We start from the raw sequence: 3,089 nt of genomic DNA, 5'->3' as shown, positions 1-3,089 counted from the left end.
CCCGAAGCGTCGAGCACATAGGTTCGCGCGCCGCCCGTGATCGATCCGACGGCAATATTGCTGTTGGCGGCGGACACTGCCGAGCGCAGATCGTCCACCGTCAGATTGCGGGCGGCCAGTGCGGCGGGATCGAACTGGATGCGCACGGCGTAACGACGGTCGCCAAAGGTCTGCACCTGGCCCGCGCCCGGCAGCGTGGAAATGCGCGGCACCAGCAGATTGTCGACCAAGGTCTGGAGATCATTCAGCGCCCGCGTCTTGTCGCGCACCGAATAGATGATCACCGGCGCATCGGCCGGGTTGCTCTTGCGAAAACTGGGCGGGCTCGGCATTTCCGGCGGCAGCCGGCGGGTGACGGCCGACAGCACCGACTGCACATCAAGCGCGGCGGAATCAATGTCGCGATCAAGCGCGAACTGCACGGTGATCTGGGTGGAACCGGTGCTGCTGGACGACAACACCTGTTCAATGCCGGCCACCGTCGACAATTGGCGCTCGATGGGGGTCGCCACCGACGCTGCCATGATGCCGGGATTGGCGCCGGGCAGGCTGGCTTCGATCTGGATGGTGGGCAAATCGACTTCGGGCAGTGCCGAAACGGCGAGTTCCCGATAGCCGAACAGGCCGCCGAACACGACGGCCAGGGTCAGCAAGATGGTGGCAATGGGCCGCTCGACGCAGAGGCGAACGAAACCCATCAGCCAGCGCTCCCCGTCTGCGGCCCCGATTGCGGCCGGGCCGCATTGCCGGCAACCTGCGGCTTGGGCGGGCCCTTCAGGCGCACGCTGTCGCCTTCCTTCAGGCGGGCAAGCGCATCGACAATCACCTGCTCACCCGGCTTCACGCCGCTGGCCAGATAGACTTTTCCGTCCAGTCGCCCGGCGACTTCGACATTGCGCATCGCGATCTTGCCGCCAATTCCTTTCGCATCAGCCCCGCCCGCGCCCGGCGGCTTTGGCCCGCCAGTCGCAACCGTCCACACGAACGGCGCATCGCGGCCGGTCTGCACGGCGCCTTCCGGCAGCGCGATATGCTGCACCGGCGCGCCAAGCGGAAACAGCACGTCAACAATCGCGCCGGGCCACAGCACATCGCCTTCGTTGCGGAATTCGGCCCGCGCCGCGACTCCGCCGTTGCCGGGATCGACGTTGTTATCAAGGAACACCAGTCGACCCGTGGCCAGAGTCGTCCCGGCCTGACGGTCGCGCACGATAACGCTGCCGCCGCCGCCCGCCATCACGGCGCGCGCCTGCTGCACATTGGCCGCCGGCACCAGAAAACGCACATGGATGGGCGCAATCTGATTGATCGTCACCAGCGCGGTGGCATCGCCCTGACGCACATTGGCACCAAGCCGGAAGCCCAATTCACCGGTGCGCCCCGAAATCGGCGCCTTCACGGTCAGGAACGACAATTGCACCTGCGCCGATTGCAACAGCGCGCGATTGGTTTCGATCTGGCTGCGCGCCGACCAGGCGTTGGCCCGCGCCAGATCACGCGCGGCGGTGGACACGAAACCCTTGGCAACCAGTGCTTCGGCGCGCTGATAATCCAGCGTGGCACGGCGTTCGGCGGCAACCGCGCCTTTCACTTCAGCTTCGGCCTGCGCGACGGCGGCACGCGCCTGGCGGGCATCGATGCGGAACAGTAACTGGCCGGCCCGCACATTGTCGCCTTCACGAAACGCGATGCCCACGATCTCGCCATCGGCGCGCGGCCGCACCGCCACGCTCTGGCTGGGGGTAACTGTGCCCAATGCCAGCAACGTGGGGGCAAAATCTTCCATGGCCGCGGCCTGGGCGGAAACCAGCTGCGGCGGGCGTTTCTTGCCGCCGGATTCTCCATCACCGTCTCCGCTGGAACAGGCAGCCAGCAGCAATGCAAGCGCAACAGCGCCGCCACGACGGAAAAGGGAGGTCTTATTGGTCATCGTTGTGCAGTCCAAACCTTTACGCGCCGCCTCAAGATTTCCCCTGCACGATTTTTTGGCAGGGGATCGATAAGCAGCTTTCGCTTTCATCGCAAATACGTCGTTGCCGCATGTTCAAGCTTCAGGCGCGCAGCTTCCAGCCGGATTTTATCACGCGATAGCACAGCAGCCACAGCGCAATATTCACCACCGCCAGCATCGCCGCCGATTGCGCCAAGGGGCCATCGGATACGCCGATGAAGCCGGCCCGAAAACCATTGATGACATGGAAAAACGGATTGGCGTGGGCAATCCCCGCCACGGTGGGCCCAAGCCGTTCGACCGTATAGAACGTGCCCGACAACAAGGTGAGCGGCTGGATAACAAAATTGCTTGCAGCCGCCGCGTGATCAAACTTGTCGGCCCAGACGCCAGTCAACACGCCCAGCAGCGCCAGCAGGATCGCCCCCATGGTGCCGAAATACACCACCAGCAGCGGATCGCGCACCGGCACATTCACGCCGGGCGCCAGCGCCATTACCGCCCACACCGCCAGCCCGACCAGCCAGGCCCGCGTGAGCGCACCCCCCACCCAGGCCAGCAGCAATTCCCCGGCAGAAAGCGGCGGCATCAGCACATCGATGATCGAACCCTGCACCTTGGCGACCAATATCGACGACGAACTGTTGGCGAAACTGTTCTGGATGATGCCCATCACGATCAGGCCGGGGCCAAGGAAATCGGCGTAGGGCACGCCCAGAATCAGCACGTTGCCGCGCCCCAAGGCCACGGCAAAGATCACCAGAAACATCAGCGTGGTCACCGCCGGCGCCCAGATGGTTTGCAGCTGCACCTTGAAAAACCGCCGCACCTCCTTCAAATAGAGGGTCTTCAACCCTTCCGTATTCAGTCGTGCAATCACGGGCACCCCCGGTTCCGGGTGTGCTGGCAGCTTGTTATCGGCGTGCATCATGGGTAGGGGCTTACGATTGCCCGCGCGCCCTGCCAAGGGGTGTCACCAATTATTGAGAGCAGGAACCGCCATGGCCTGGACCGACGAACGCATCGCAAAGCTCAAGCAGGGCTGGGAAGGCGGCATGACCGCCACCCAGATCGCCGAGCTGCTGGGCGAAGGCGTGACCCGCAATGCCGTGATCGGCAAGGCGCACCGGCTTGGCCT

Annotated in this window: 4 protein-coding genes; 1 reads left to right on the top strand and 3 read right to left on the bottom strand. The window is 64.5% G+C overall.

Features of this window, described 5'->3' with window-relative positions; all coding sequences use genetic code 11:
* From RMO81_RS11055 to RMO81_RS11045, 3 genes are all read right to left on the bottom strand, one after another.
* On the bottom strand, positions 1-653 hold a 653-nt coding region (locus RMO81_RS11055), incomplete at its 3' end, for an efflux RND transporter permease subunit (RefSeq protein WP_310475915.1).
* Positions 654-697: 44 nt separating this feature from the next.
* Positions 698-1,930, bottom strand: a complete 1,233-nt coding sequence (locus RMO81_RS11050) for an efflux RND transporter periplasmic adaptor subunit (protein WP_310475914.1) — start codon at positions 1,928-1,930, stop codon at positions 698-700.
* Positions 1,931-2,051: 121 nt separating this feature from the next.
* Positions 2,052-2,882, bottom strand: a complete 831-nt coding sequence (locus RMO81_RS11045) for an ABC transporter permease (RefSeq protein WP_409049611.1) — start codon at positions 2,880-2,882, stop codon at positions 2,052-2,054.
* Positions 2,883-2,952: 70 nt separating this feature from the next.
* On the opposite strand from RMO81_RS11045, the gene RMO81_RS11040 reads away from it, so the two are divergent.
* On the top strand, positions 2,953-3,089 hold a 137-nt coding region (locus RMO81_RS11040), incomplete at its 3' end, for a GcrA family cell cycle regulator (protein WP_310475916.1).

Origin of the sequence: Sandarakinorhabdus sp. (genome assembly GCF_031422795.1) — a bacterium.
Classification (GTDB): domain Bacteria; phylum Pseudomonadota; class Alphaproteobacteria; order Sphingomonadales; family Sphingomonadaceae; genus Sandarakinorhabdus.
This window is presented reverse-complemented; position numbering and strand designations above follow the sequence as displayed.

Bases quoted from the DNA above. Each gene is read 5' to 3' on its own strand.
- RMO81_RS11050 (WP_310475914.1), bottom strand. From the start codon at position 1,930: ATGACCAATAAGACCTCCCTTTTCCGTCGTGGCGGCGCTGTTGCGCTT.
- RMO81_RS11045 (WP_409049611.1), bottom strand. From the start codon at position 2,882: ATGATGCACGCCGATAACAAGCTGCCAGCACACCCGGAACCGGGGGTG.